The sequence below is a fragment of the Flammeovirga sp. OC4 genome (assembly GCF_000812565.1).
Lineage (GTDB): Bacteria > Bacteroidota > Bacteroidia > Cytophagales > Flammeovirgaceae > Flammeovirga.
Genome location: NZ_JTAM01000019.1, coordinates 76,085 through 97,760 on the forward strand (window position 1 = coordinate 76,085; position 21,676 = coordinate 97,760).

Annotated in this window: 16 protein-coding genes and 1 tRNA gene; 8 read left to right on the forward strand and 9 right to left on the reverse strand. The window is 32.5% G+C overall.

Translation table 11 applies throughout. From position 1 onward, the window contains the following. Positions 1–208: 208 nt before the first annotated feature. The 9 genes from PL77_RS13610 to PL77_RS13650 all read right to left on the reverse strand — a co-directional run bounded on the left by PL77_RS13610 (position 209) and on the right by PL77_RS13650 (position 15,688). Positions 209–2,050: a tetratricopeptide repeat protein gene (locus PL77_RS13610; RefSeq protein ID WP_044206164.1), complete on the reverse strand. Its 1,842-nt coding sequence runs from the start codon at positions 2,048–2,050 to the stop codon at positions 209–211. Positions 2,051–3,708: 1,658 nt separating this feature from the next. After that, positions 3,709–5,466: an Ig-like domain-containing protein gene (locus PL77_RS13615; RefSeq protein WP_044206166.1), complete on the reverse strand. Its 1,758-nt coding sequence runs from the start codon at positions 5,464–5,466 to the stop codon at positions 3,709–3,711. A 153-nt stretch (positions 5,467–5,619) separates the two neighbouring features. Continuing rightward, positions 5,620–7,494 carry a tRNA uridine-5-carboxymethylaminomethyl(34) synthesis enzyme MnmG gene (gene mnmG, locus PL77_RS13620; protein ID WP_044206169.1) on the reverse strand — a complete coding sequence of 625 codons (1,875 nt, stop codon included), beginning with the start codon at positions 7,492–7,494 and terminating at the stop codon, positions 5,620–5,622. Positions 7,495–8,288: 794 nt separating this feature from the next. After that, positions 8,289–8,726, reverse strand: coding sequence for an rRNA maturation RNase YbeY (gene ybeY / locus PL77_RS13625; RefSeq protein WP_044206172.1), 438 nt, complete (start codon positions 8,724–8,726; stop codon positions 8,289–8,291). Continuing rightward, complete coding sequence (locus tag PL77_RS13630) at positions 8,726–9,142, reverse strand: ATP-binding protein (protein WP_253273987.1); 417 nt, start codon at positions 9,140–9,142, stop codon at positions 8,726–8,728. Before PL77_RS13630 ends, ybeY begins: the two co-directional genes overlap by 1 nt. A gap of 1 nt (position 9,143) precedes the next feature. Further along, a complete protein-coding gene (locus PL77_RS13635) occupies positions 9,144–12,521 on the reverse strand; it encodes a DUF4175 family protein (protein ID WP_044206175.1) in 3,378 nt (1,125 codons plus the stop codon). Positions 12,522–12,678: 157 nt separating this feature from the next. Then, entirely contained in the window at positions 12,679–14,400 is a 1,722-nt protein-coding gene (locus tag PL77_RS13640; protein WP_044206177.1) for an ABC transporter substrate-binding protein, read from the reverse strand. Between the two features lie 156 nt (positions 14,401–14,556). Continuing rightward, positions 14,557–15,321, reverse strand: coding sequence for an exodeoxyribonuclease III (locus tag PL77_RS13645; protein ID WP_044206180.1), 765 nt, complete (start codon positions 15,319–15,321; stop codon positions 14,557–14,559). Between the two features lie 4 nt (positions 15,322–15,325). Then, a complete protein-coding gene (locus PL77_RS13650; RefSeq protein ID WP_044206183.1) occupies positions 15,326–15,688 on the reverse strand; it encodes a hypothetical protein in 363 nt (120 codons plus the stop codon). Positions 15,689–15,882: 194 nt separating this feature from the next. On the opposite strand from PL77_RS13650, the gene PL77_RS13655 reads away from it, so the two are divergent. The 8 genes from PL77_RS13655 (at position 15,883) to coaE (ending at position 21,567) form a co-directional block, all read left to right on the forward strand. Further along, a complete protein-coding gene (locus tag PL77_RS13655; protein ID WP_044206185.1) occupies positions 15,883–16,584 on the forward strand; it encodes a ComF family protein in 702 nt (233 codons plus the stop codon). A 122-nt stretch (positions 16,585–16,706) separates the two neighbouring features. Beyond that, positions 16,707–16,782: transfer RNA gene (locus PL77_RS13660), tRNA-Met, on the forward strand. Between the two features lie 348 nt (positions 16,783–17,130). Beyond that, positions 17,131–18,315 (forward strand): transcription antitermination factor NusB, encoded by a 1,185-nt coding sequence (nusB, locus tag PL77_RS13665; RefSeq protein WP_044206188.1) that lies wholly within the window; start codon positions 17,131–17,133, stop codon positions 18,313–18,315. 21 nt (positions 18,316–18,336) lie between these two features. Continuing rightward, entirely contained in the window at positions 18,337–18,657 is a 321-nt protein-coding gene (locus tag PL77_RS13670) for a YtxH domain-containing protein (protein WP_044206191.1), read from the forward strand. Between the two features lie 171 nt (positions 18,658–18,828). After that, positions 18,829–19,308 carry a DUF1573 domain-containing protein gene (locus PL77_RS13675; RefSeq protein ID WP_044206193.1) on the forward strand — a complete coding sequence of 160 codons (480 nt, stop codon included), beginning with the start codon at positions 18,829–18,831 and terminating at the stop codon, positions 19,306–19,308. 109 nt (positions 19,309–19,417) lie between these two features. Further along, positions 19,418–19,741: a preprotein translocase subunit YajC gene (yajC, locus tag PL77_RS13680; RefSeq protein WP_044206262.1), complete on the forward strand. Its 324-nt coding sequence runs from the start codon at positions 19,418–19,420 to the stop codon at positions 19,739–19,741. Positions 19,742–19,912: 171 nt separating this feature from the next. After that, the gene (locus tag PL77_RS13685; RefSeq protein WP_044206196.1) at positions 19,913–20,956 is read left to right on the forward strand and encodes a hypothetical protein; all 1,044 of its coding nucleotides are present in this window, start codon (positions 19,913–19,915) and stop codon (positions 20,954–20,956) included. A gap of 2 nt (positions 20,957–20,958) precedes the next feature. Beyond that, complete coding sequence (gene coaE, locus PL77_RS13690) at positions 20,959–21,567, forward strand: dephospho-CoA kinase (RefSeq protein ID WP_044206198.1); 609 nt, start codon at positions 20,959–20,961, stop codon at positions 21,565–21,567. The last annotated feature ends 109 nt before the right edge of the window (positions 21,568–21,676 follow it).

The following is a 21,676-nucleotide window of genomic DNA, read 5'->3' on the forward strand; positions in this document are numbered from 1 at the left end:
AAATTGCTTATTCTGTATAATTTATAATGTGAATTGTGAAAATGATCTTATAAACATCGATTTTCAATTACTTACTCACATTATTCTGAATAAAATCTTGATTTTTTAATTATTTGAAGAAATTATAAACTTTTTGTTGACAACAATCGAATAAAAACGATCTCAAAAAGGTATTTATCAACAAAAAGAAACGAAAATGTGCTCTTATCTATGATTTATTCACGTTATCACCTCTCAGTGCTCTAAAACGTTTACGAGCATCCACTTCATAGCTTGAACCTTTAAACTTAATCAGAATATCTTTGAAGTAGTTCATAGCTGATTCTTTATCGTTCAGATGATCTTGATAAATAGTTCCCAAGAGATAATGTGCATCGTCAGCAAGAATATCATAGCCATAAAACTCTACTATTTCTTTTAAAGGTTCAGTGGCTTGTTTATAATTCCCCAATTTTATTAACAAATGTGCTTTTTCCCAAAGAATTTCGTCAGATAAACGATGTCCTTTGAATTTTACTAACATTTGTTCGTAACTCTCTATCGCTTCCAGGTATTTTCCTTGAAATACCAACAAATCAATCGCTGCATATTGTTCCATAGCTAGAGAAGTGGTATCAAGGTTTAAATTGTCACTTATCAACATAGATAGTGCCATAGCATCATTACTAATCGTTCTGGAAGTGGCTAATTTCAAAATATCTAATTGTGACTGTGCCAATAGAAAATCTCCTGTATAGTAATACAGCTTTGCATTTTTCAATTTTGCAATGTGTCCAATCGTCATTTCACGATTACTGTTGGCTACTTGTGAATAAAGTAAAGAAGCCTCCCAAGGATTGTCCTGAAGCAAATAGATATCCCCAAGATCCAGCTTAGCTTGTGAAACTAATGACTTTGGAATTGATCGATTGTTGATAAGTTCTTTTAATTCAACAATTGCTTTCTCTTTTTCATCCAAATAGAATGCTTGAAGCAACGCCATATTCCTCAAAGCATCTCCTGTCTGTCCATTTACACCAATTTCATCAATGATTTGTTGATAATCTTTCACTAATGAGTTGATTTGATCTTTATCAATAGGGTAGGTGCTCTTAATGATCTCCTCTTTAGTCTCTATCAACAGTTTTCTTGACATTGGGTATACTGCATACTCTTTGTAGCGATCTACCAAATACTGGAAGATCTTAGAAGCATTTTTATAATCTTTATTGTTTTTAGCCAATCGACCAATTTCTAAAATCTTGTATCCTTCCAATCGAAGACGTTTATCTAACGCTCTCGCTTGTATAAATGCTGCGTAAAACTTCTTCTGCTGTAAGTAATACCAAACGATCAGCTCGTTGAATACCGTCATATTTGCGTTCTTCTGCACCATTGTGAGTAACTGAGGTTCTATGAGCTCAAACTTCTCTTCTGTCGTTAGACGGTCTTGTAGGGCCATTTCAACATATTCAAGCTGATCAGGCTTCACAGACAAAAGCTGCATGTACTCATCGATCATCTGTTCGTATTTCCCCCAATTGGCATAAAGATCAGCTAACTCGTAGTAAAAAGTCTCTCCTTGATTCTTCTCACCAACCCTGTAGCATTGTTCAGCATAGTTATACAATCCCAAATCGATACAGTACAAAGCCGCATACCTCAGCTTTGTTGTATTGTTGGCAACTTGTCTAATATACGTCTCCATGATCTTGTTTCCTGCAAGGGTATCTTTTTCTATCAACTTTACCCTAGCGTAATCCACATTGTACATTGAATTGTCAGGATTATTCTTGGATAGTTTTTTTAAATACTTCTCAGCTTCCTTGAGTTCTTCTTTTTTTAAAAGTAGATCTAAATAGTTTTCATGGATTTGTCCCAGCAATTCTTTGTTCTTAATTAAGTCCCTGTATAATTCAAGGGCTTTGTCGAATTCTTCCGTTTTATAATATTCCTGGGCTAAGTTTAACTTCTCTTCTGTTTTACTTTGCCCCCAACTGATTTGAGAAATAATAAAACAAAGGAAAAAATAGAGATACGTTTTTTTTTGACCAAATAAGGTTTTCAACATTTCACTCTTTAATAGATTATAAAAAAATAAAAATTTAAAATTCTCTTTTATTGTTATTAGGGGTGTTTATAAGTTGATAACTCTACATACCAACAGGTTTTCCTTACTTATAAACATTATTGCTAATGCCTTATAAACCGCCTAAACTATTCAAAAACAAAGATTTATAGCGCTTTTCAACAGTATTCACAGCATTATTCACTCAGAAGTTATTCAGTTAATTGGTGTGTTTAAAAGCGCCATTTTTAATCACATCACTTTATAAACACCCGTGTGAATAGTGTGAATAAGAGCCATTTGTGAATTACTGTGGATATTATCAACGCTTATTCAACATTTTACTCACTAATCACAATTTTGTGTAAAAAACGTGTGAATAATGTGGATAACTTATGAATAAATATCTTTAATGTCCAATTTTTTAACCAAATAGGATAATTACAGTGAATAACTCTTAAGCTTATTATCAATATACATACTTTGTTCATTTATCAATCATTTTTGCGCCTAAAAATAACAGCGCATTTAGAAGATTTATCAACACTATAATTTTCTTATTTCATAGCTGGCAATTCTATACTTCTCTGTATGCATTGCACCTTTAACTTCCTTGTCAATACTTGAAATTTTATGCTAACTCATACACATACTGTGAATTAGGCTTTTGTTTATATGTTTATAATTTGGTTTATTTTATAATTAAATATCAGATAATCAGATACTTAATATGTTTATAATGTCCTGATTTACGTCTTTATATGTTCATAAATAGGTGAATATTGTTTGAAATCATCAATATGTTTATAAGTCTGTTGATAACTTCATTAGTTGTTCACAAAAATCAATATTTAATGTTAGTAAATAAGAATTAAGATTATATTATAGTTCTATTTCTTATTCTACTGATTTATATTGACTTAGCTAATAATCGCTGTTTTTGACTATGTGAAGGCTAATTCTATGATCGTGATACCTTCCATTATTAAATGTATTGATAAGAATAATAAACAATAAAATGTTATTCACACTTATATGATACTTTGTTTATTTTTTGATGATTTTGAGTTTCATTTTATGTAGAATCAATTTATTGTTCACAACTATAGTTTATAATCTAATTATAAAGTCTACTTTATCATGCAGCTTTTAATTTATTTTCTACGCTACTACATAAATGGGGATAACTTTTCGTCAAGGATATATGGAAGTATAGTTAAACTAAAACAATAGTGTCTTCGCTAGTTATCGTTATACATTTTCAAAAACCATTTTTATTTCTAATGAACTAGAGTATTCAAAAAACTTTGATCACTATCCTCCATATCTGATCGTTTTATTTTTATCAACATATCGTATAGAGGACAAATGATAGGAAAGAGGGAGTTGATTCTAAGAGTAAATAATTGAGAGTATGTACAAAGTCAAAAATAAATTATAGTTAATTCTAATTTGTTTTTTGTGAGTACAACGCTAAAAAACGTATTAATAGTGAGTGGTTCTATTGAAAGTTTTTTAAAGGAAGTAATCGAAAAATAATAAATAGAATTAGTATTAGATAATTTTGATTTTGTACTTAAATATGGAATTGCTTTCATTAAATTTTTGCTCAAAAAAAAAGTGAACATTTCTGCTCACTTTCTTTCTGCTGAATTTCTATTTTATTTTTTATCTGTATTGATGATTGTATCTTCTCTTCTGATTTCCCAGTTGGCTTCAACTTTAATCTCTTTCGGGAAGAAAGCTGTCGGTTCTGGAGGAATTCTATTTTCAAAATCTCCTGGGAACCAAATTCCATCATTATTTTCATCAATTAAAACTCTGATACCATAAGTTCCTGGCTTCACATATTCAAAAGAGAAAAGTCTTTCATTTTGTACTTCTTGGATCACTTCTCCTTTTGATGTTACTAATTGTACAAAGAAACTTTCATGACTTCCTACCACTTGACCTTCTACAATTCCATATTTATCTAATTCTTTAATCGTAAAGTTTAGTGTTTTTGCCTGTGTAGAATCTGCTTTTACAGATACGAAAGCATTATCTGTAAAAATTAAACTAAAGGCAGAGTCTGCATAAAATTTAGGAAAACTAACTTCAGTGTGATTAAAATTAAATTCTAAGTTTTTATCAACTAAAATACTATCTAATCTTGTAGTGTCTTCACTATATACATAATACATACTATCAAGATTCCATTCTTTCATTGGTAATGGAAATTCTAAAACGATCTCTACACTGTCTTCAGGAATAAGGTCATTATCTTCAGGAATTTTTTTATCGAATTTAATTCTAACAATTTCCTCTTCTTCTTCTTCTGTAACACCTACAGCATCACCGATTGATTTTAAAGCTCCACCAATTAAACCACCGTTCTTTTTATTTTTTTCTTTTCGCTCTTCTGCTTTTATTTCAGATCTACTAGGGAACATAATCATTGTATCAAATTCGATTCGTTGCTCAATAGAGTCAATGGCATATCCTGTCATTCTTAATGAATCTTCCATATCTCTTTCACCAATATAGATTAGTTTAATTTCTCCTTTCTGATCTTGATGAAAAATACTGTCAGTGTAAGAATTTTTTTCAGGGAAATCTATATCATATTCAACGGCGAATTTATTGAACTTAACTAAGAGATCTTCTTTATTATCAACTTTGACATTATTAAATTTAAAATCTACTAAGTCGTAGTCTCTCACGAATAATTGTACATCATCAATATTTCTATCTAGTAAAATTGAATCACTAAAGAAACCAATACGTTCTTCTCTCAAGGTGTATTTGTAATCACCATTGGTATCATCAATACAATAAACTTTATAGTAACCTGGTTTAAATCTTTCTAAAATGAAAAGGCCATCTTTAACTGTTCTTGAAAAATAAACAGGTGGATCTGTGTTGACATCAAGAGAATCATAAGGATCGTACAAAGCGATAATTGCACCTTCAATAGGTTCGTCTGTCAATAAATCTCTGACTTGCCCTGTAACTTCTAGAGAGTCTAAATAATCTCCTGTACTAAATGAAAAACGAACATTTTTTGCCGGGTTTTTCTCTGTAACATCAACTATCGAATTTCCAAAGTCAAAGAAATAAGTCATGTCTTGTTCAAGAGTATCTAAAACGTTGATGATAACTTTGTTTCTGGCAAACCTAGATTTGTATTGAAAAGTGGGTTTGTATGGGGTTATAATTAAGTTCTGTCTTAACTTTTCTTCCTGTACATATTCATCAAAATAAAGTGTAATCTTTAGTTTTGTGGTATCCACATTTGTTTGTCCGTTGAATGGAGTACTGGCACCAAACCTTGGAGGAATTTCATCTTTAGGACCTCCAGTAGGAGAGGAGATGACAGCACAAGCATACACTGTAAAAAGTATATATACAGAAATTATTATTCTTAAGGTTAAGTTCATTATGATAGACTTTCTAAGACATATTTTTCAGTAAAAGCAGAATTGTAACTCTATTCTTCGTTACAAAAAATGCACTTACAAAATAAGGCATATCTCCATAAAGAAATATGCCTTTTATCTAAAAATATATTATTTTTTTTGATCTCGAAATAACTAAGCTTTTTGCTTATCCAAATACACCATTAAGATGGTAACATCTGCAGGTGTAACACCTGAAATTCTTGATGCTTGTCCTAATGTAAGTGGAGCAACTCTTGTTAGTTTCTCTCTTGATTCAGCTGATAACGCATTGATTTGTCTATAGTCAAAACCTTCAGGAATTTTATAATTCTCTAAAGTTGTCAACTTTTCTGCGATCTTTTCTTCCTTCTCAATGTAGGTTTCATACTTCAAAAGAATCTCTACTTCTTCTAAAGCCTTCTCTCCGAAACCTTCAAAAGCTTCTTTTAAAGTAGGTGCACTTTCTAGTGTTAGTGCCATATCTACCTTCGTCTTCTTCAAGAATTTATCAGCCTTCAAACCATGATTCATCGTTTGTAAACCTCTTTCTTCAAGATGAGGATTGGCATTGCTCACCTTCACACTTGTCTCTTTTAAGACTTCTGTAGCTTTTTCAATCTGCTCTTTTTTCTTCTGAACCGCTTCAAAACGTTCATCAGAAGCTAGACCTAATTGATGACCTAAGTGAGTTAATCTTAAGTCAGCATTGTCTTGTCTCAATAAGATTCTGTACTCTGCACGAGACGTAAACATTCTATAAGGTTCTTCCGTTCCTTTGTTGATCAAGTCATCAATAAGAACACCAATATAAGCTTCCGATCTTTTTAGAACGAAAGGCTCTCTTTCATTGATCTTGTTATGAGCATTTATACCTGCCATCAAACCTTGAGAAGCTGCTTCTTCATAACCTGTAGTACCATTAATCTGACCAGCAAAATAAAGGTTTTCTACAAGCTTCGTTTCCAATGTCGCCTTCAATTGAGTAGGAGGGAAGAAGTCATATTCTATCGCGTATCCTGGTCTGAACATCTTTGCATTTTCAAAACCTTCAATTTTACGGAGTGCTTTGTACTGTACATCCTCAGGAAGTGATGTTGAAAAACCATTGATATACATCTCACATGTGTTCCATCCTTCCGGTTCTACAAAGATCTGATGACGATCTCTCTCTGCAAAACGGTTGATTTTATCTTCAATAGAAGGACAGTATCTTGGACCTAAACCTTGAATTCTACCATTGAACATTGGTGATCTATCAAAGCCAGTTTTCAAGATATCATGTACTTCATTACTTGTATATGTGATGAAGCAGCTACGTTGTTTTGTCAGTGTAGAAGTACTGTCAGAGAAAGAGAACTTCTCAGGATTTTCATCACCTGCTTGCTCTTGCATTTTCTCCCAGTTCAATGAACGACCGTCAACTCTTGGAGGAGTTCCTGTCTTCATTCTTCCCGCTTCAAAACCTAATTGTACTAATTGTTCTGTCAAACCTTTCGCAGCATGTTCGCCACTACGTCCTCCTCCAAATTGCTTTTCACCAATGTGGATCAAACCATTTAAGAAAGTACCATTGGTTAGTACTACAGATTTTGTATTGAAAACAACTCCCAAACTAGTTTTTACTCCAGTGATTTTGTCACCTTCCATTACTATTTCAGTAGCCATTTCCTGCCATATATCAACATTGTGATTTGCTTCTAAAGCATCTCTCCACTCTTGAGCAAATACCATTCTGTCACTTTGAGCTCTTGGACTCCACATCGCAGGTCCCTTTGATCTGTTCAACATTCTGAACTGAATCATAGACTTGTCTGTGATAATACCTGACATACCTCCAAGAGCATCAATCTCTCTTACTATTTGTCCTTTAGCAACACCACCCATCGCTGGGTTACAGCTCATTTGAGCGATGGTTTGCATATTCATTGTAATCAGTAATACTTTAGATCCAAGGTTTGCAGCAGCGTGTGCAGCCTCACATCCAGCATGTCCTCCGCCAATTACAATAACGTCATAAGATGGATACATTCTTTCTCCTTATTTTAAAGTTCCACGTGGAACATGTTTTTCTTTTTGTGGAAACTACCATTGAATAATAGTAGTTGTTGTTATACTATTTCGTATCTATTTGTATTAAACTGAAACAGTAATTGAAATGTTTATTAGTTAAACTTTGATTAACAGATAGGTAGTAACTAACAAAGCAGTGCAAAGATAATAAATGAAGTGATGTATTTATTCTTTAGGAATACATTTATTAATAATTCTTTATTGTCAATTTATTTTTTTGATAGAAAAGCCTCCTCTCTGCTTCAATTTTAATAGGTAATCAGTTAGTATGAAAAGATATTGACGCACTCATTTTTATGGTAATATCACTCTTTAATGAAAGAGTAATTTCAACATTAGAATCGGACAGATAGAAAACCTATTCTCTAAATGGAAAAGTACTTAAGTACTAGGACAGACGAAAATAGATATTTCGTACACCATTGTTGAAACTATTCAGTAATAGCCTAATCTCATCAAGACTGAAGTTTTGTACCGTTAGTAACACTTAAAGTTTGGTGAGGGCATATCACTTTACCATAACTTCAGCCATAGTACTATCTGTTTTGTCTTATTTCTTTTATCAAAGTTCTCATCCTTATCTGATAAAATCACTTAAAACTTATAAAGTCGAATCACTAATAACTACTATACCTAACTTCATTTATTATTATATCTAATTCATAAAACAAAAAGTTCCACGTGGAACAAATTGATACTAATGATCAAAAGTGTTTCACGTGGAACATTAAATATTTTGATAAAAGAAAAAACTAAGATTTCAGTTTTTCATTTCTAATGCCTAATTGTTCATCTTCTAAAGCTCTCATTTTTTCGGCTTCTTCCTCAGATTTATCTTTAAAACCTAAAAGATGAAGAATTCCATGAATTAAGACTCTATGTAATTCATCCGTTTCTGAAGTACCAATTGTCAAAGCATTTTCTTTGATTCTGTCAATACTTACAAAAATGTCTGATTCAATTTCATTCTCATATTCTGAATTATCAAAAGTAATTATGTCGGTATATGTATCATGATCTAGATACTCAACATTTACTTTATGAAGATATTCATCAGAACATAAAATGTAGTTGACTTCAATCAACTCAAAGTTAAACTTTGTAATTACTTCATGAATCCATTGTTTTACTTCATCAGCGTTCTGAACTGTAAAATCAATGTCTTCATTGAAAAAAGTAATGTTCTCCATTAAATATAAAATCTTAGCGTAATTGCTTTCCCCTCGTTAGAAAATTCTATTTCGTCAGCTAAATGTTTTATCAAGAAAATACCTCTACCACCAGGCTTATCTAAATTTTCAGGGGCAGTAGGGTCAGGAAGACTATCATAGTCAAAACCTTTTCCTTCATCCTCAACAGTAAATGAGATTTCCTTATCAGATACATCTAATTCTAAATGTACATTTTTTTCTTTCTCATTTCTGTTACCATGAATGATAGCATTGTTGACCGACTCCGTTACGGCAATCATGATGTTACCATAGATGTCGTCATTAAAATTAAACTCGTCACGAGCTTGGTCGATAAAACTCTCTGCGATACGAACGTTTTCAATTAACGAAGGTATCTTTAATTTGAACGGCTTATTCATTGTGCTACTCGGCATTTCAATCTTTTATCTTTTCAAAGTATTTGTTCACTTCCTGCTTATAGTAGGTATTTAAAGAAGTAGGAATTGTTCTCAGTAATTCAATTTGAGTTTCTTTTTGTTTCAAGTACTCATCAAAACTATCTGGTGGTGGAATCTGTTTTTGTTGTTTGGCAGTTTCACCTTTCCTTTCTTCATCTTTACCTTTCTCTTTCTTCGCCTTTTCAGACTCAAGCATTCTAGTTAAAATTTCTTTCTGTCTTTTTACTAGCTTATCAGTAAGACGCTTGTTGACCAAGTCATCTTCTGTTTGTTCCATTTGCTTAAGGATTTTTTTATAAGCATCCCCTTCTCCTGTACCTTCTCCGTCTTTGCCATCTTTATCCTTTCCTTGCATTTGTTCCTGACCTTTACCCATACTTTGTTTCAAAGCATTTCTGATCATTTCCTGTTGAGCTGCAAGTTTAGCAAGTTCTTTTGATAATTCTTTACCAGACTTTCCACTTTTCTTCAAGTTTTCCATCTGTTGATTTAATTGCTGTTGCATCTGACTCGGACTAGGAGAGGACGACGATTGTTTTTGGTTCATCTGTTGCCCTGCCATACTCTGACTCATTTGCTGTTGCATATTATCTAAAATATCGCTCAATAACAAAGCTAGATTGTTAATTGAGGTCATAGAAAATTGTTGCTTACTTGCGGCCACTTCTGGAACTCTTCTTTTAATGGCATTTAAACTTTCATCCATATATTTATTCATATCTGTTACTTCTCTAGTAACAAATGATTCAATTTGGAATACTCGTTTTGATAACGCAACCAAGCTATCTTCTATGTATTTAGAATCATCTCTCAATTTAAGCTGAGTTTGTGATAATTCCACAAATTTAGGATCAATTCTTCTAACCTCCTTAAAGGATTCCATTAGATTTTCCTGATCAAAGGAAAGTTTAATCAAATTTTCCATGATCTGCCTTAAAGCATCATGGTCTTCACTGATTTGTTCCATCTCTGCAGACTGCATACTTTGTTGCATTTGCTTCGCCATTTGTTGCATTTTGTTGGCTGCTTTTTTCTGCGATTGATGGGCTTGCTTTTTCTGATTTTGTTTTAATTGTTCAGAAGCATTTTGTTGTTCTTTGGAAATAGATCTTTCATTAGGGGTAAATTGTTCGAAGTCTTGATTCGTTCGTTCTTCTTTATCCATCTTACGAAGTTGATCCATTTCTTGTTTGATTTTGTCAAACTTTTTATTGAGGTCTTCCTGTTTTTTAACAAGTTCTTTTTTCTCCTCTGCATTTTCTTTCTTCTGCTCTTCAGAAGAAGCTTCACTTTCTTTATTTTCTAAATCTTTTGTTTCCTTGGCTAACTTCTGTTGTTCTTGTGATAGGTCTTCTAATTTCTTTGAAACTTCATTTGCTTTTTGCTGCATTTGAAGTTTTTTGAAAAGCTTAATCGTTCGCTCCAATTCCTGCTTAAGGTTCTTTTGCTGCTTTTCTATATTTTTTAAATTTTCTTGAAGAGATTGGTTGATATGATTTTGTTCCATAAGTTTACTCAATTCCTCATAGAGTTTTTTCGTCTCTTCATCATTGATATCGTTGATAATTTTCTGAAGCTGTTCAGATTTTTCAGCTGTACTTTTATCTTGATCAGAAAATTTATTCTGTTTGTCTTTTAGTTCCTGGCTTTGTGATTGAAGGTTTTCAATTTCCTTTTCAAGTGCTTTTCTCTGTTCAATCAGCTTTTGGATATCTTTTTTATCCTGCCAAGTAAGTTGTCTTTTACCTTTTAATTTTTCTTCTAGCTTCTTTAAATCCCGATCTAACTGATCTGCTTTTGCAAGTGTTTCTTCTAGTTGATCTTTCGTCTCCTCTTTTGTCTGTTCTAGATCTTTTTCAATTTCTTCTGAAGTTGGCAACTGGAAAGTATAAAGTGGAGTTTTACTTCTTTTATTTCCATTAACGCCATCATTATCATATACCTCTACAAAGTATTCTAATTTATCACCTTCTTTTAAGTTGAACTGATCCGTTTGTAATTGATAGTAGAAACTTTGATCAATAGCTCTTCTATTAAAAGGAATATCAATTTTCTCAAAAGTATTAGGAGCTTTCTTATCGTCTTTTCTTTTTATTCTATACCTCGTTCTCAATCTAGTGATACCATAATCATCACCAATGTTTCCACCAAATACCAAATAGTCGTACATCACTGTATCTTGATATTGACGCATACTAATACTTGGGTATTGATCTTTTATGACATTAAGATAATAGGAGATACTATCTTTATTAGTACCATAAATATTAGAAAGGGTAACACTGTATTCTGTTGAGTTACTTGAAGTGTATTCAAAGCGGAAAACATTATCATCAATATTTTCAGCATTTTGATTTATAACTAATTCTTTAAAGTAAAGACGAATAGAGTCGGCTGTTTTTGTATCAAACAGCCATGTTATTTTTGAACCTTCAGGAACTAATAGGTTTCCTGTATTGGCTATTGTTTCATTATTCTTGTTGGTATATCGAGGATACTCAATCTGAACACTAAATTTTGAAAGACTAGGTCTTGTTAGCATGTTCATTTTAAACTCCTTAGAGTAGTATCCAGCAGCTTTAAATCGAAATCTGATAGGGTGTTGTAGCTTTTTGAAAGTATGATTAAATGAGAAACCTGGAGTAGAGGCTTCTAACTTGATAAGAGAGCCTTTATCTGTTTCTATATAAACATCATTAGGAATAGCTTCACCTTTTAATTCTACTTTTAACTTGAAGTCATCACCCTTGAATACATCTAAGTCAGAAGAGATTAATTCAAAAGAGAAAGGTGCTACAGGAAGAAATTCTTTATCAAATTGAACAATCTTAGGTGTACTTTCAGTAAGAACCTGAGGTTTGATCAGTAATATCCCTAATAAAATACAAAGAGCTGGTAATAAATATTGATACCAATATCTTAAATTCTCTTTGTAGGAAATTGCTAATGTAAAATTGATAGGAGAGAATTGCTTATCTCTTTGTTCAAGAGTGGCTTGAATGAGACTATTCTTCTTTGCTTCTGATTGAAGTTGAATGGTATTGAGTAATTTATCGGAGATTTCAGGAAAGTACTTCCCAATCTCTTCAGCAGCCCTTTCATCCGAAATTTGGTTACTGATACCATTCAGTTTCGCAACAGGCTTTAATACCCAAATAAAGAGGGTATAAACAAAAGTAGAGATATACAACCCAAAAAGAATTGTTCTTGTTGTCGTACCAAAATTATTGAGGTACTCTAAAATACTAAAAAGTAAAAGTAAACCTAGAACAGCGGCAAAGGTTAGAATTGCTCCTTTTAGAATCGCATTTCTATACAGCTTTTGTTTATAGGCTTTGATTTTACTTTCGAACATGGGCTATAAATTAATGATTAAATAAAATGGGTAGAACCCTTTACTTCTTGAAAAAACAAGACTGATTTTATTGTAAAATCAGTCTTATTATTAATCTATAGTAATATAATTAATATTAATTAGTTTTGTCAAAATAAACGGCACTGAAATCACGATATTACATCGCATTATTAGGAAAATCTTGTACCGAACGCTGAATTAGTCTATATCCTTCGTCATACCACAGTACAATGAAAGGTGCATCAGCCATTAGAATTTGCTCTGCTTTCATGAAATGCTTCAAAGCCTCTTCTTGTGTATTCGCAGCTAATGCCTTCTCATATTCAACATCAAACTTAGGATTTTTGTAACGAATTAAGTTAGGCCATGATTTTTCATTAGGATTATCAGGCAATGTTTTAGAGTAGTAAGCCCATAAGTAATTTTCTGGACTTGGATAGTCCGCAATCCATGCTAAACGCAAGAAATCATATCTACCCATAATACTTTTTTCGGCGATTTGAGCAAATGGAGAGAACTTCAATTCAATATTGATATTCAGTTGATCCTTTAATTGCTTTTTCACTTCTAAAGCAACATTACTGTATTGTTCTCCTTCTGTATTGAGGTCCAATGTAATTTTTGGGAAACCTTTACCATTAGGATAACCTGCTTTTGCTAAATAATACTTCGCAGAGTCAATGTTCATTGAATAACCTCTGATTTCACCAATGTCATAGTTTTTGAAAACTGGAGGAGTAATACCATTGTATCCTTCCATGTATCCTTCACCATTTAGGATGTATTCTAGAATACGTTGTCTGTCAATCGCAAAGTTAAATGCCTTTCTAACATTTACATCGCTGAAAATTTTACTTTGGTTATTCAGAGCCAAGAATTGTGTTGACATTTCTGGAACTCTTTGTAAACGGTATTTATAATTTTCAGAGCTTTCATCAGATTCAGTTAAGATGTCAATGATGTCTTCCGTTGGAATTCTGTACATCATATCTAACTCGCCTTTCTTGAACTCTAAGAATTCGATCTTTTTATCCTTAATAAATGAAACCACAATTGCTTTTAAGAATGGAAGCTTGTTACCATACTGATCAGTCCCATGGTAGTTTTCATTCTTAGAAAGAATAATGCTAATATCTTCATCTACAGATGCAATTTGGAAAGGACCTGTACCTACACATTTTGTACGCATATCATCTCCATAAAACTCTCTAGCTTCCTTAGGGAAGATAAAAGCACCTGGTCTAGCAAGGTTGTATAAGAACATTGAGTTTGGTTTGATCAAAGTAACTTCAAAAGTATGTTCGTCAATTACTTTAAAACCAGAAACACCCTCTAAGCCTTTTGGAGTTCTGATAAATGATAAATCCTCCTTAGTAGCATCATAATATTCAGCTGCACCTACAACAATGTCTGTAAATAAGTGAGCATACTGATTATTCTTATTATAAGTACAGATAAGATTAAAACTATAGAAAATATCTTGAGCTGTCAGTTTCTTACCTTTTCCATCTTCAAAACATTTGTCATCATGAAAGTAGACATTGTCTTTCAGCTTAAAAGTATAAACTAATTGATCATCTGATTTTGCATAGCTTTCTACAAGACTAGGAGTTACTTGGAGTGTTTGCTGATCAAACTTAAATAACCCTTCGTAAATCTGAGATGCAATTCTGTAAGAGTAAATATCAATTATACTAAGAGGGTATAAGTTTTTGATATACTCAGATTCATTCACTCTAAAGACTCCTCCGTAATACTTATTTCCTTTTGCAGGGGTTAAAGTATTTTCTTCCGAATTGTTTTCAGAATCGCCAGGGGTGCAACCTGTGAAGGTCAATAAAGTCAATAAAGAGAATGTAATAGCTATTAGCTTTTTCATCTGCAATGAAATTTTCTATTTGTTACAGTTACACAAAGTGTATAACTAGGATTAATCATTTATTTTGAAAGAGATACATCTAATATGCACAAGACTAAAAATATTCAAAAAATTGATCATTTGCCTACAAAAGACCAATTATTTATGAAATTTATTTCAAAAATCAATTTCTACAGGGCAGTGATCAGAATGGAAAGCGTCATTATGCAATACAGCGTTTGTTAATTGATGAGCAAATTCATTCTGTACCATAAAGTAATCAATGCGCCAACCTAAGTTCTTTCCTCGAGCTCCTGCTCTATAGGTCCACCAACTGTATTTACCAGGACTAGGGTCAAATTTTCTGAAAGCATCTACAAAACCTCCTTCTTCAATGAACTTCGTAACCCATGCTCTTTCTGCAGGTTGAAAGCCAGATGTGTTTTTATTTCTTTCAGGGTTATGAATGTCAATTGCTTTGTGACAAATATTGAAATCACCACATACAATTAAGTTTTTATAATCTGCTTTTAAACTTTCTATATAATTATAATAATCATCTAAAAAGCTGTACTTAAAATTTTGTCTCTCGTCTCCCGATGTTCCAGAGGGAAAATATGTATTGATTAAAGTGAAATTATCGAACTCACACAGTATCGTTCTTCCTTCATTGTCGTATATATCAATTCCCATGCCTATTTTAGTAGACTTTGCAGGGATTTTTGATAAAATAGCGACTCCACTATATCCTTTCTTTTCGGCCGAATGCCAGTATACATGTTTGTATCCTAAACCTTCAAAAATTGTAAGATCAACTTGTTCTGGATTTGCTTTTACTTCCTGAAGGCAGATTATATCAGGATTTACACTGGCTATCCATTGGTCGAGCTCTTTTTTTAAAGCCGCTCGAATGCCATTTACATTATAAGATATGAGTTTCATTTATCTAATCTAATAGGTCCGTTTCATTTTTAAAATACTCTAAGATATGCCATCTCATGAGTTGTTCCTGAGCCAATAGATCCATAGAAGGGATCTTTTTAAGGAGTTTCCAATGTGGCCAACCTTCTTTATCAAGTCCTTCTAATTCATAGTATCCAGAATAGCTTAACACTTTACAAGTAGCAATATGTATAAGGTCCTGTTTTTCTTCCTTAGAAAATGGAATAGGGCCCTTTCCTAGTTCCTGAACTCCAATCATAAATAAAATACTATTGAGGTCATTAGGTTGTTTTTCAAATACTTCAGTTAAAACACTGATTAATCGAGACCACTCAATTTTAATATTTTCTAAATCTTCGTTTTCCAACTTTATTCTATTTTTCTCATTGAATATTTCACTACATTAGTATTCTAACAGAAATGAAGAGCAATAAACTATTTACTCCATTTATAAATACAATCTATACAGTTGTATGACTATCTCAAAAATAGAGTAATCTTATGATTAAGTTACCTTTTCTGTCTACTTAGAGCGACATATTCAAACTAATTATTTTTTCAATGCATAATATTACTAAACTTTTTGATTTAATTTTCTATGGTCTTTTTCCAAAGACATGTGTTCATTGTGATTCGCTTTTAAAAGAGGGTGAAGAGATACTCTGTTTCAAATGTCAGTTTACCATTATTAGTTACCCATTCAGTTGGGGAATTTCGGATGAAAACTATATCACTAATAAACTTCACTTCCGAATGCCTTTAAAGAAAGCGGCTTCATTTTTTGTATTTGAGAATACATCGGCAGTTCAGAGTTTAATTCATAATTTAAAGTATAAAGGAAATCAGAATATTGGAAAATGGATCACAGACTTTTATTTGGATCATGATAAGCAACCTTTCTTTGAAGACCTTGATGTGATGATACCAGTGCCGTTACATTCAAAACGGTATAAAGAAAGAGGGTATAATCAAGTTGATGTTTTATGTAATTCTATTGCTAATGTAACGAAGATAAAGTATGACACTAGTGCGGTGAGGAGAGTTAAGTATACTACATCTCAGACGAAGAAAACAAGAGAGCAGCGATTGAAAAGTATGGAAGAAGTCTTTGCGATTCCAACTCAAGAATCAATTATTGACAAAAATATTCTGATAGTAGATGATGTCTTAACAACAGGGGCCACCTTGGAGTCATTGGGAAATACTTTGCTGGAAAATGGTGCGAAATCAATTTCTATACTCACTATTGCAGTTAAAATGTAGTGAAATATATTTATTTTTAATTTTACTAGTCTGCATTATAGTATGTTAACTTTAAACATTGAAAGTTTATTTGGTTGGTAAAAAATAAACCTCTACTTTTGCCAAGCATTTAAGAAAAACAGTGCGGGGTGGAGCAGTTGGTAGCTCGTCGGGCTCATAACCCGAAGGTCATCAGTTCGAGTCTGGTCCCCGCTACCAAGTAGGGCTAGTCGTAAAAGACTAGCCTTTTTTTATTGCATTCCAAGTACCATTAAAGGGGAAGTTACGCTTTGTTCATCAAGCAAAATCAAAAACTTGTAAAACAAACATCTCATCTTTAAGTATACTTAAATATCTGATTATCATGTATGAAATACCATAATTAGATAGTATCTTAGAGTATGTTTGTTTGCTGTTTGAAAGAGAATCCCATCTATATCATTCCCTTTTCCACACAATTTATATAACATACTCTCTTAATAAAGTTGATTGATATGAACTTTCAATAGAATGTTATCGTCAACTAATAGTAAATGTTCTTTAGGTTTTAGGAAAAAATATAAATCCATGCTCAACAGAAGGTTATTACGCATCAAAGTGATGCAAAGCGTTTATGCATTTAAGCAAAGTAAAGCTTCTAACAAAGAATTAACGATTGATAAAATCAAAGCGGAATTCAGAGAAGAATTTTTGGAGTTAGGCCAAGAAGAAAAAGCTAGAATTGATGAAGAGCAAGCAAAAGTAATTGAGTACTTCAATAACTATGTGGATGAAGACGCTGAGGCTTCAACAGAAAACCTAGATGCTAAGCTTTTGAAAGTAGCTTCTAATGCTAGAGGTCACTATGAAGATTTAGTATCCAATGATCAATTGGAGTTCAGAAAAAGAATGGTCATTGAGACAGAGCAATTATTTACAAAATACTTGAAGCTGTTATCTTATATCATTGATATCTCTGTGCTTTCTAAAAAAGAATTAGAACGTAAAGCAGAAAGAGGTGCAAGAAATATGGAAATGGATCAGAAGTTTGTGGATTGGTTCTACAACAATGATGCATTTAAACTATTAAGAGAAGATGCTGCTTTGAACGAAATCCTTTCTGAAAAGAAATTAAGAAGAATTGAGGATGATGAAAGAGTGTTGGAGTGGTTGAGAATTCTTAAGAAGGATGAAGAGATTATTTCTAAAATTGAAGATCTTTTAAAAGAATCAAATTCATTTGAAACACAGCAGGAAATATTACGTTTAATTGTTAGAGACTTCATCTTTAAAAATGAGGTAATTGAATCTACATTTGAAGCGGAGGATTTGAACTGGTCTGAAAACAAAAAAATACTAAGAAGTATGGTGTTGAAGACAGTGAAAAACTTAAGTGAAGGAGAAGAGACTGAAATCTTATCAATCTCTAAAAACTGGGACGAGGATAAGGAATTCTTCGAAGATCTTTACACTTATACCTTAAATCAAGAGGAAAGTTTCAAAGGAATTATCGAGAATAAATCCAAAAAATGGGCTGTTGATAGAATTGCTAAAGTAGATGGAATCTTGATCAACATGGCATTGGCAGAAATGTTAAACTTCAGAAATATTCCTGTAAAAGTGACCATAAATGAGTTTATTGAGATCTCTAAGCAATATAGTACGCCAAAAAGTTGGCAGTTTATCAACGGTATGTTAGATTCAATCTCTGAAGAGCTTCAAAGCGAAGGGAAGATTAAGAAGAGTGGAAAAGGCTTACTAGATAACAAATAATTAAACAATATTACTTTTAAGATGGCAAAAAACGGTGGAAATTCATTTTTAGGCTTTGTTGCCGGTGCTGCAGCAGGTGCTTTATTAGGCGTTTTATTCGCTCCAGATAAAGGAAGAAATACTAGAGAACGTCTTTCGTATAAATTAGATAAGTATCGTGAAGATTTAGAAGATCTTGTAGAAGACTTAATGGAAGAAAGAAACATTGCCGTTACAGCTGCAAAATCTGAAGGTCAAAAAGTGATTGATGATGCAATCAAGCGTGCTGAAGAATTAATGGGAGAAGTTGATGCGATTAAAGAGAGTATCGCCGAGCCTGTTTTAGAGGATGACAATGAATAATTTTAATATATTTTAGTTTGAAGGCAAGGAATTTTGAATTCCTTGCCTTTTTTCATCAAAAAGTTTTTTATAATTGTGTCTCTAGGTGAAGTAAGTAATGTTAATTTTATTCTTAACTTTATTCCTACAATAAAAAATCAGTTACTAGGTAAAATCTAATTTTTTAGAAAAATGAAATTTATAAAAGCACTTTCAGTTCTAGCCTTAACATTATTAATGGTAGCATGTGGAGAGAAGAAATCGGAATCTTCGTCTACTGCAGATGCAACTCAAGCAAAAATTGAGGAAGTAAAACAACCAAGCGCCCCAACAGGTCCATTAGCTCAATTTAAATTCACAGAAAAAGAATTTGATTTTGGTGAAATTACAGAAGGCGATAAAGTTACACACGTATTTAATTATACAAATGAAGGTGAAGTGCCTTTGACCATCACAAACGTTAGAACAACTTGTGGATGTACAGCACCTAACTGGAGTAGAGAACCATTAGCACCAGGTGAATCAGCTGAATTAACAGTGACATTCAACAGTGCTCATAAAAAAGGAACACAAGTGAAAAGAGTTACAATCAGTGCCAATGTAGAAGATGGTATGGATGTAGTAACAATCAGAGCTAAGGTGAATCCTAAAGAAGAGAAAGCTTCAATGTAATTCCTTCTTTTTTCTGATAATTCACAAAAAAAAACCTCTATTAGGAAATATACCTAGTAGAGGTTTGTATTTTTGTGGCTCATATAAATAAAATTACATTATGCTTACAATGAACATACTTTTACAAGCTGCAGGACAGTCAGCTAATATTATGAACTTGATTTTTATCGTGGGGATGGTAGCTGTATTCTACTTCTTTATGATAAGACCACAGCAAAAGAAACAAAAAGAACAACAAAAGTTTTCTGATGCGGTAAAGAAAGGTCAGATGGTAGTGACTGTAAGTGGAATGCACGGAAAAGTATATGAAGTAAATTCTTCTTCAGTTGTGTTAGAAATTGATAGAGGCGTTAAAGTAACTTTTGAGAAATCTTCAATTTCTGCTGAAAATACAAACATTGTTTTCGGTCCTAAAAAAGAAAAGAAAGCTTAAGGAATACCTTTTCCTGAAGTAGTTGAAATAAATTTTCAGCCGTTGTACAAATTAAATTGTGCAACGGCTTTTCTTTTTCAGTACATTGCAGTATTGAATAAATAAGAATTAGCTTTCCTTAGTTTACCAGAGCAAATTTGGAACATGCTCTGAGAGGTTTTAAATTAGAATATGCCTGATAATAAGAAATATCACATCCCTGATTTTGAAAAACTTATTGAGTGGTCAAAAAAAAAGCTGGACGAACTCATAGAAGATAGTACCTTTTTCCAAGAGATGAAAACTTGGGATTGGAGTGCTATGATGATATGTTTTATGACAGCATTTATTTTTTGGATTTTCCATTCATTAAATGATGATCATACGTCTACCATTGAAATACCCGTTGATGTAAAGGTAAAAGAAGACAATGTAGTCGCCTTGCAGGAACCTCCACAATATGTGAGCGTCAATGCAACAGGAAATGGCTGGACATTACTTTCAAAATCGGTAGGGGTTGGGAAAAGTAAGTTGACGATCAACTTAGAGGATCCAGTTTCTGTAAAATACTTGGCAGGTAAGTTTTTATTAAAGGAATTATCTCAGGTACTAAAAGGTTTAAAAGTCAACTATATTTTAGAAGATACATTATCCTTTGATTATGACACTTTGACTAATAAAAGGTTAGCAATAAAAATTGATTCTTCGTCTTTTCATTTTCAAAATGGTTACAGGAGGGTAGGAAAGATTAATGTGACCCCTGATAGTGTTACTTTCAGAGGGCCAGCTACAGAGCTTGCAAAGTACCCTGATGTATTACTGTTAAGTTCCGATGATGTGGAACCGATTGCAGAAGATTTAAATGAATACATACCGATAGAAACACCTTTTAAAAACCAAAAACGATTAGTAGTTTCGCAGTACGATGAGGTGAAAGTACAATTTGATGTACACTATTTTATCTCTTCAACGGAAAAAACACGTATTTTAAGAGTAAACTTTCCTCAACTAGAAGATTCAACATTTTTATTAGATCCAAAGGATGTTTATATTAGCTATATCATCAGAGAAGACCTAATCAATAGTATTGATTCTATCCCTGTGGTTGTTGACTTCAAGGATATTAATTGGGCAGATTCTACGGTAACACCAAAGGTGTTTTTAGACAACGACAATTACGAGAACATTTTACTCTCACCGAAGCACCTTAGAGTGCGAAAAACGAAATTAAATTAAACATGCAGGTAGGAATTACTGGCGGTATTGGTGCTGGTAAAAGTTTTATATGTAGAGTTTTCAAAGTATTGGGAACGCCTATCTATAATGCAGATGCCAGTGCTAAGATGCTTATGACCGAAGACCCAGAAATTATAAATGAAATAAAAGAGGTTTTTGGAGAAGAAGCGTACTTAGAAAATGGTAAACTAAATCGTACGTATTTAGCGAATCAGATTTTTAATGACCAAAAAAAGCTAACAGCTATCAATGAAATTGTTCACCCTCGGGTAGCTACTCACTATGAAAACTGGGTTGAAATTCAGTTAAAAAAACATCCCTATGTTGTAAAAGAAGCAGCATTGATGTTTAGTAATGGTAACTATAAAAAGATGGACAAAGTTATTGTGGTTGATGCACCTATTGAAAAAAGAATTCAAAGGGTAGTAGCAAGGGATCACAGGTCAGCAAAGCAAATTGAAGATATCATTGAGAAACAAAAAAAAGAAGAAGAGTTATTTAATCTAGCGGATTATAGATTAAATAATGATGACTCTACTTTATTGATTCCACAAATAATAGAACTTCATAAAACTTTTTCAGTAGGTGAAAAAGAAAGTGAATTAATCTAAACTTGATAATTAATTCATCAAAAAGACTAAAAATTATAGATAGAATACTATAATTTTTAGTCTTTTTTATTTCTTCAGTCTTTTTTTAAACATGAAATGATTAATTTCG

Excerpts from the sequence above, each read along its gene's own strand:
- PL77_RS13670 (WP_044206191.1), top strand. The coding sequence starts at position 18,337 with ATGGCAAAAAACGGTGGAAATTCATTTTTAGGCTTTGTTGCCGGTGCT.
- nusB (WP_044206188.1), top strand. The coding sequence starts at position 17,131 with ATGCTCAACAGAAGGTTATTACGCATCAAAGTGATGCAAAGCGTTTAT.
- mnmG (WP_044206169.1), bottom strand. The coding sequence starts at position 7,494 with ATGTATCCATCTTATGACGTTATTGTAATTGGCGGAGGACATGCTGGA.
- PL77_RS13630 (WP_253273987.1), bottom strand. The coding sequence starts at position 9,142 with ATGCCGAGTAGCACAATGAATAAGCCGTTCAAATTAAAGATACCTTCG.
- PL77_RS13685 (WP_044206196.1), top strand. The coding sequence starts at position 19,913 with ATGCCTGATAATAAGAAATATCACATCCCTGATTTTGAAAAACTTATT.
- PL77_RS13640 (WP_044206177.1), bottom strand. The coding sequence starts at position 14,400 with ATGAAAAAGCTAATAGCTATTACATTCTCTTTATTGACTTTATTGACC.
- PL77_RS13615 (WP_044206166.1), bottom strand. The coding sequence starts at position 5,466 with ATGAACTTAACCTTAAGAATAATAATTTCTGTATATATACTTTTTACA.
- PL77_RS13635 (WP_044206175.1), bottom strand. The coding sequence starts at position 12,521 with ATGTTCGAAAGTAAAATCAAAGCCTATAAACAAAAGCTGTATAGAAAT.
- coaE (WP_044206198.1), top strand. The coding sequence starts at position 20,959 with ATGCAGGTAGGAATTACTGGCGGTATTGGTGCTGGTAAAAGTTTTATA.
- PL77_RS13610 (WP_044206164.1), bottom strand. The coding sequence starts at position 2,050 with ATGTTGAAAACCTTATTTGGTCAAAAAAAAACGTATCTCTATTTTTTC.
- ybeY (WP_044206172.1), bottom strand. The coding sequence starts at position 8,726 with ATGGAGAACATTACTTTTTTCAATGAAGACATTGATTTTACAGTTCAG.
- PL77_RS13645 (WP_044206180.1), bottom strand. The coding sequence starts at position 15,321 with ATGAAACTCATATCTTATAATGTAAATGGCATTCGAGCGGCTTTAAAA.
- PL77_RS13655 (WP_044206185.1), top strand. The coding sequence starts at position 15,883 with ATGCATAATATTACTAAACTTTTTGATTTAATTTTCTATGGTCTTTTT.
- yajC (WP_044206262.1), top strand. The coding sequence starts at position 19,418 with ATGAACATACTTTTACAAGCTGCAGGACAGTCAGCTAATATTATGAAC.
- PL77_RS13675 (WP_044206193.1), top strand. The coding sequence starts at position 18,829 with ATGAAATTTATAAAAGCACTTTCAGTTCTAGCCTTAACATTATTAATG.